This window comes from Microcoleus sp. PH2017_08_TRC_O_A (assembly GCF_020738665.1).
Classification (GTDB): Bacteria; Cyanobacteriota; Cyanobacteriia; order Cyanobacteriales; family Microcoleaceae; genus Microcoleus.
The window spans coordinates 1-7,677 of the sequence record NZ_JAEQCE010000146.1; the positions used below are offsets into that span (position 1 = coordinate 1).

Here is a 7,677-nt window from a genome sequence, read left to right on the forward strand (position 1 = left end):
ATTCCTGTAGTTTTAGGACTGTGGACTAAAATTACTAACGTAGATGTCTAACATTGACTACTTTTGGGTAGCTTTGTCCATGTTTTTACGAGCGGTTTCAACAACTCATCACCAAAGGCGCAGATCAACTTAGATTATGTAGTCTATGATACTGAATTTTCTTGGGTTCTGTGTGCTATTGTAGCAAAAATTTACAATCTAGATCGAAAAATCGGGTCAAAGCTGAAAAGACCGATCGAATATTTGGGCGATCGACAGCGATCGATTACCATAGCAAAAAACATCTAATTCACAGCAACCGCCAAGACGGTTATGAGGTTCCCTCTTCCTTATTGCCTCTTCCTTATTCCTTCCATCCTTTACATCCTTTACATCCGTTTCACAATCCGTTGCCGAACTTCCTTCTTGCTTCGGTCAACTGTCAACTGTCAACTGTCAACTGTCAACTGTCAACATGAACCCAACCGAAAAATCTCACTGGAAAACCCTAGATAGATTTGTAGAAATCAACTCTCATTGGGTAAAACTAATTGGCGAACATCTCGAAACAACCGAAGGACAAATAGTCGAATATTGGCGAGTAGAAAGAGCAGATTCCGTTGTAATTTTAACAATTCAAGCTGACAAATTGCTGTTGCCCTCACCGATGTATCGCGCCGGCGTAGCAGCAGCAACCCTCGACTTTCCAGGCGGTCGCGTACCAGAAGCCACAACACCAGCAGCCGCAGTTCCAGCTATAATCAAAAAAGAACTAGGCGTGACAGAAAGTGCGATCGCCCGCATCCAACCAATCAACACCACAGGCTGGGAAATCAACAGTTCATTCTCCAATCAAAAACTCTACGGTTTTGTAGCAGAATTGCACCCCACAGCCACAGTAAACCCCGAACTCATCGGTGCTGCATATCCTGTCACCCCCGATGGAATTCGCGACTTGCTCAAAAAATTAACTTGCCTCCAATGTCGAGCATTGTTGCTAGAATGGCAAAACCAAGATGATTTTAGATTTAGGATTTAGGATTTAGGATTTAGGGGATGCTCCCGCGACACTAGCCGATTAACGATTTCTTAAAACCAACATCACCGAAACTAATGATACCTGTCAATAATCATGAAGTTGCTGTCGAATGCCTCGACGTTACATATCGGCTCAACCGCAGACATTTAGTAGACAAACTCAATTTCAAAGTGCTGCAAGGAGAAGTATTAGTATTGCTGGGACGCAGCGGTAGCGGCAAAACTACTACCATGAAATTGATTAACAATTTACTGACACCAAGCAGCGGCGAAGTGCTTGTTATGGGAAAACCGACAACTCAGTGGGATTCAATTCAACTGCGGCGAAAAATTGGCTACGTAATTCAAGAAATCGGTTTGTTTCCCCATTTTACCGTCGAGCAAAACGTTGGTTTAGTGCCGAAATTGGAAGGCTGGGAGGACGATCGCATAAAATATCGCGTCCACCAACTGTTAGAATTACTGAATCTCGACCCCCAGCACTTCGCCAAACGCTATCCCCATCAGTTATCCGGCGGACAGCGGCAGCGTGTAGGCGTCGCCAGAGCACTTGCAGCAGACCCTCCGCTGCTATTAATGGACGAACCGTTTGGTGCTTTAGACCCCATTACTCGCTTGGAATTGCAGCGGGAATTCCGTCAATTACAGCAGCAACTAGGGAAAACTGTGATTTTTGTGACTCACGGAATTCAAGAAGCTTTTTTTTTAGCCTCTAAAATTGGTTTGATGCAAGATGGGCGATTGGTTGAATTTGCCGCGCCGGATCAATTTATTAAATCTCAGCATCCAGAAGCTCGCGCCTTTTTGGAATCTTTTTAATTAGCTAAATTGGAATGCTGTTAGCAATCATGAATTACGCAATGATTAATTTTATTAACCGCTATGGTGCTGAGATGGTTCAGAGGTCGATGGAACACTTGTATTTAGTAATAGTCGCGATTGTTATATCTACGATTGTGGGAATTCCTCTGGGGATTTTAGTTACTAGAAAACCCAAATTGAAAAAGCCGATTTTGGGATTTGCGAATATTATGCAAACAATTCCTAGTTTAGCTTTGTTTGGCTTGTTAATTCCGGTGCCGGTATTGGGTGGAATAGGCGATCGCACGGCAATCATCGCCCTGACACTCTATTCCCTACTGCCGATTATCCGCAACACTTACACGGGCATTGTCGGCGTCGATCGGGCGATTGTGATGGCCGGGACAGGCATGGGAATGACGGATATGCAACTGTTGTGGCAAGTGGAACTTCCCCTGGCGCTGGGCGTGATTCTGGCGGGCGTGCGAGTGGCTGCGGTAATTGCGATCGGGCTAGCAACTATTGCGGCGGCAATTGGTGCAGGTGGCTTGGGAGTCTTTATTTTTCGGGGCGTTGCTACAGTCAACAATCAGTTACTTTTGGCTGGGGCAATTCCGGCGGCTTTGATGGCCTTAGCTGCGGATTTTGGGCTGGGTTTCGTGGAAGCGCGTCTCTCGAAAAGTACATTGAAAGGTGTTAAAGATGACTGAATTTGTGATTGCTGAAATCGTGCACTATCTTAAGGTATGTAGTTGCGCTTCAGCGCTCCGATCTTATATATATTAAGAGAGCGCTGAAGCGCAACAACGTACCTTAAGAGCGCTGAAGCGCAACTACGTACCATGTTTAAGCCGATCGCACTTCCTCTGCTAAATTCATCTCAGGTTCAGCCTTTAAAAGCGGCAAACTCACCCTAAAAATAGATCCCTGATTCTCGCCCGCACTCTCCGCAGCAATTGTCCCGCCGTGTGCTTCCACTAAATGGCGGACGATCGCCAATCCCAATCCCAGCCCGCCATATTTGCGCGTCAGAGACACATCTTCCTGGTAGAAAGAATCAAAAATAGATAGCAAAAAGTCAGGGTGGATGCCTTTACCAGTATCGCTGACGGCAATCAGCGCCCGATCCTCTGCGCGGGATCCGCTAACGCCCGATCGCTCCAGCCGAATCTCCACTCTGCCACCGTTAGGAGTAAACTTAATCGCATTAGAAAGCAAGTTCCAGACAATCTGCTGGAGTCGTACCGCATCGCCAGACACCAGCCCCAGATCCGGCACCATCGCATGAATCTCGATCGACTTCGCAGCGGCTGCCGTTTTCACAGTATCGATCGCAGATTCGACAGCCAAACTCAAATTCACCGGGGTGGGATTCAAGCTCAGTTTGCCGTGCATAATCCCCGCAATATCGAGCAAATCATCAATCAACTGAGTCTGCAATCTGGCATTGCGCTCGATCGTGTCTAAAGCTTTAGCAGTTTGAGCCGCATTCAAGGCTTGACTTTGCAGCAGTTGCGCCCACCCCAGGATCGGATTCAAGGGCGATCGCAATTCGTGAGAAAGCACAGCCAAAAATTCATCCTTAGCGCGGTTAGCTTTTTCCGCTGCTGCGCGCAGAGCTTTTTCCTGCTGCAAAATACTGTCGCGCTGCTGTTCCAAGCATTTTTGGTCTTCAATATCAGTTGCCGTACCAAACCATTTGACAACTCGATCCGATTCATTCTTGACGGGAATAGCTTGGTGCAAAAACCATCGATACACGCCGTCGCAGCGGCGCAATCGACCTTCGGCTTGATAAGGGCTGCCGTCTTGTTGAGCAGACATCCAACGATCGCCCATGGTAGAGACATCATCAGGATGGACAACTGCCGGCCAACCTTCAGCTTGAGCTCGTGCTACCGTCAACCCCGTAAAATCTAACCAGCGTTGGTTGACATCTAGCAATACTCCCTCAACGTTTGCTGTCCATACCAATTGTGGGATTGATTCCGTTAAATATCGATAGCGTTCTTCGCTTTGACGGATCTCTTTCTCAGCTTGTTTGCGATCGGTAATGTCGATCAGCGTTCCCACATAGCCAGTCACCGTTCCGTTACAGTCTAGGTAGGGCAGCGACTGGGTGTAGTACCAGGTAATGCTGCCGTCTGGCTGGACGTGCCTGCCTTCGTTCTGGTAAATTCCTCTGGGCTCGGGTTTTTGACACCACTCCAGCCATTCCCGTCTGAGACGATCGCATTCGTCGGGATGCAAAGTTTGCACCCATCCCATCCCCAAGGCCTCTTCTACCGATCGGCCTGTCATTTCGCCCCAACGGCGGTTGACATAGAGACAGTTATTGTCAATATCAAACCGGAAAATGGCTGTTGGAGAGGCTTCTGCCAGAGTCGCAAACTGGCGCTCGCTTTCCTGCAAAGCGATTTCTGCTTGTTTGCGATCGGTAATATCCTCAGCAATCCCTGTGAACCGATAAATTTTTCCTGTCTCATCTTTGAGCGGAAAACAGCGGTCTCTCACCCAGCGTACAGTGCGATCGGGCAAAACAATCCGGTACTCTTCATCGAACTTTCCTTCAACAGCTTTCTGCTCAAACGCTCGGGCGTTCGATTCGCGGTGTTCCGGATGCACTAAATCCTGCCAAACCCGAGAGTCATCATACAAAGATTGGGGATTCAAGCCCCACAGCCGTTCGTAGGCAGGACTGACATAAAGCACTCGCCCCGAAGGGTAATCGGAAATCCAGAACACAGCATCGATGCTTTCTGCTAACTGGCGGAAGCGTTCTTCGCTTTCCCGTAAAATTGCTTCGGTGCGCTTCCGCTCTTGCAGTTCGTGTTGTGCTTGCTGATAAAGCTCAGCCTGCCGAATGGCAATGCTCACCTGCTGAGCCAACTGCTGAAGCAAATCAATTTCTAAGGGTTGCCACAGGCGCGGGGCGCCACAGTGATGGACAATCAGCAGTCCCCAGCACTGGTTTTCGTGCAGGATCGGTACGACTAGATTTGCCCTGATTTGAAATTGAGTCAGCAGTTCGATGTGACAAGGGTCGATCGAGCCATCATGAATATCTGTTTTTGCCGTCACCAATCCTTGACGGTAGGGTTCGAGATAACTGCTTGCCAAACAGGGATCGTAGATTTGGGAAGCTAGGATCGATCGCCAGTCTGGCCCCACAGATTCTGCTACCACAGTCCCGCCGCCATCTGAGTGCAAACGAAATACGATCGCCCGATCCGTGTCGAGAAACTGTCGCACTTCCTCTACGGTTGTTTGCAAAACGCGCTCTAAATCCAGCGATTGGTGAACTTGCTGGGCAATTAGGGCGATCGCCCGCTCTCGCTGCACTTGTTGCAGGCGTTCTGCTTCTGCCTGTTTAGACTGAGTGAGGTCTACTACTGTACCCAGGAGCCGCAGCGGTTTGCCAGCCCAGTCATAGTAAAGTTGCCCTTTAGCGCCTACCCAATGCAGCGAGTCATCGGCCCAGACAGCGCGAAATTCAACTTCATAGCTAATCCCTGTCTCAAGGGTAGTGGTTATAGCCTCGCCAATTATCTCGCGGTCTTCGGGATGTACGAGTTCGATAAAATCTTCATAACTTGCCGGATAAGTTCCCAGCGGTAGACCAAAAATCGGCCCTACCAGATTAGACCACACCACACAATTGTTAGGAATCTGCCATTCCCAAGTACCCATCCCAGCGGCTTTCAATGCTAAGTGCAAGCGTTCTTCGTTTTGTTGCAGCTTGGCGTGTAATTGCGCTTTGTCGATCGTCCCCTTCACCGCCATCCGCAAACTCTCCGGTGCGATTTGTTCTTTGATGAGATAGTCTTGGGCGCCGGCTTTGATGGCTTCGACTGCGATCGTCTCGTTCCCAACTCCGACCACAATTACAGGCAAATATCGCTGCGATACTATTTTGCTTCGCAGTTGGGCGATAAATTGCAAACCGTCCATATCTGGCAGCCGATTATCGAGCAACACCAGATCCGGCTGGTGTTGTTCCCACAGCGCCAAGCCTTCTTGCCCTAACGGCGCTGCGATTATTTTGTATTGGTACTCGCGATCGCGCAGCAGATACTGTCGGTACTTATGACAGTCTTCCGGGCTGCGATCGACAATCAAGACGGTGCGCTGGATCTGACTCATTGCAAACCTTCCTTGCAAGCGCGATCGATCTTCATGGCAATTTCACAGCACCCATCGTGTAAAGCCTGGATGCTTCCCTTCAATTGACGAACATTCATCGGAGCGATCGTACAGCTATTTGTAACAGATACTGGCAAAACATCAGCCAAACGCAGAAAGTCTATTTTTTGTACAGGCTTAAAAAGCACATCATGGCTACCCATACAACAATACCAATACATTCTATCTACTTGCAACAAATTATAGGTGCATAAAGTTTAAACCGTCAGCGTTGTGATTTTCTGCAAACCATCCGCGTTCGGAGGATTCGCCATCAGATTGCGGATTTCATTTGAGCGTGCAATGTATTCTCGATCGCTTAAAACAGCTTCACTCCCCTCCAGAGAAATAGGACTTGCCAAATCAATCCAAGAACGACAACCGCCGTATTCAGAAATGTACTGAATTTCGGCTGTTTCTGCGAGGCGATAAGCCCGCAGCAATAAAATATAAATTGGCTGATTTTGTTTCCATTTCAGGCGGTCGCCGACAAATTTTTCATTCCAAATATGGTAGGGAAATAGCGCATTAATTGCTGGTTCCCAAGCCACCAAAAAAACATCAGTAATCTCAGCCCAACTGCCAATTCTAATAGTTTCCGGATGCCAACCAGATTCTACAGTTTTTACTTGACTTGCAAAATCTGGCTTTAATAAATCAGGTTGTTGGTGTTCAAAAGTTGGATACAGTAAAACTTGCTTGTCACTGACATTAAACTGTCCCGCTTGTTCGCGAATACCACCTTTTCGCAACAGCACAATCGTTCTGCCCCCTTCCAAAGCATTAACAGCTACATTCCATTCTTTCAGCGCGCGAGTAGTTGATTTCATAGGATTTATTTGGGTTTTAACAATAGTAACAAAATCGCTGATTCAAAGCTACTCTACCTACTTTTTTCTGTTAAAATTAGATAGATTGAGGGTGAATACTAAAAATCCAAATCAGGACTTAGGGTATGGAAAAGCGACAATTGGGTACATCAGAAATTCAAATTACCCCGATAATTATGGGGACTTGGCAAGCTGGGAAGCGGATGTGGGTGGGAATTGAGGATGCCGAAACTGTCAAAGCCATGCGCGCCGCTTTTGAGGCCGGTATTACCACCTTTGATACGGCTGAGGTGTACGGAGAAGGGCATTCGGAACAAATTATCGGTCAAGCACTTTCAGACGTGCGATCGCAAGTAGTATATGCTAGCAAAGTCTTTGCCAACCACCTCAGAGCAGATTTGGTAGTCGAAGCGTGCGATCGATCGCTAAAAAACCTCAACACCGATTATATCGACCTTTACCAAATCCACTGGCCCGCCGGCACTTGGAATTCCGAAGCCGTACCAATTGCCGAAACCATGGACGCCCTGAACAAATTAAAGCAACAGGGGAAGATTCGGGCGATCGGCGTTTCCAACTTTTCCCGCGCCCAAATAGCAGAAGCCGCCCAATACGGACGCATTGACAGCTTACAACCGCCCTATTCTCTGTTTTGGCGCTGGGTAGAAAAAGACGCCATGCCCTACTGTACCGAAAATAATATCTCAATCATCGCCTATTCATCTCTAGCTCAAGGAATATTGAGTAAACTTATGCTATGCTTACTGAAAGTAGCTCCCTACTTTAGGAGCCTACTTGGGAAATAGAGTCTACCTAGACTAAATCTAGAAAAAATCTAGAAACCACA

General features: G+C 47.6%; 6 protein-coding genes and 1 pseudogene. 4 read left to right on the plus strand and 3 right to left on the minus strand.

The window, feature by feature from the left end:
• Positions 1-454 precede the first annotated feature (454 nt).
• The 3 genes from JGK22_RS31680 (at position 455) to JGK22_RS31690 (ending at position 2,528) form a co-directional block, all read left to right on the plus strand.
• On the plus strand, positions 455-1,018 hold the full coding sequence (locus JGK22_RS31680; protein WP_293233513.1) for an NUDIX hydrolase: 564 nt from the start codon (positions 455-457) through the stop codon (positions 1,016-1,018).
• Positions 1,019-1,092: 74 nt separating this feature from the next.
• A complete protein-coding gene (locus tag JGK22_RS31685) occupies positions 1,093-1,836 on the plus strand; it encodes an ATP-binding cassette domain-containing protein (RefSeq protein ID WP_293186990.1) in 744 nt (247 codons plus the stop codon).
• 41 nt (positions 1,837-1,877) lie between these two features.
• Positions 1,878-2,528, plus strand: a complete 651-nt coding sequence (locus tag JGK22_RS31690; protein ID WP_293186994.1) for an ABC transporter permease — start codon at positions 1,878-1,880, stop codon at positions 2,526-2,528.
• 136 nt (positions 2,529-2,664) lie between these two features.
• Here the strand turns inward: JGK22_RS31690 and JGK22_RS31695 are convergent, their stop codons facing one another.
• From JGK22_RS31695 to JGK22_RS31705, 3 genes are read right to left on the minus strand one after another with little or no spacing between them, the layout of a single operon-like run.
• The gene (locus JGK22_RS31695; RefSeq protein WP_293314457.1) at positions 2,665-5,961 is read right to left on the minus strand and encodes a PAS domain-containing protein; all 3,297 of its coding nucleotides are present in this window, start codon (positions 5,959-5,961) and stop codon (positions 2,665-2,667) included.
• Positions 5,958-6,164, minus strand: coding sequence for a hypothetical protein (locus tag JGK22_RS31700; RefSeq protein WP_293208343.1), 207 nt, complete (start codon positions 6,162-6,164; stop codon positions 5,958-5,960). Before JGK22_RS31700 ends, JGK22_RS31695 begins: the two co-directional genes overlap by 4 nt.
• A gap of 54 nt (positions 6,165-6,218) precedes the next feature.
• Positions 6,219-6,830 carry a DUF1802 family protein gene (locus tag JGK22_RS31705; RefSeq protein WP_293193814.1) on the minus strand — a complete coding sequence of 204 codons (612 nt, stop codon included), beginning with the start codon at positions 6,828-6,830 and terminating at the stop codon, positions 6,219-6,221.
• Positions 6,831-6,955: 125 nt separating this feature from the next.
• On the opposite strand from JGK22_RS31705, the pseudogene JGK22_RS31710 reads away from it, so the two are divergent.
• Positions 6,956-7,576, plus strand: a pseudogene (locus JGK22_RS31710) (aldo/keto reductase); the annotation flags it as partial.
• Positions 7,577-7,677 lie beyond the last annotated feature (101 nt).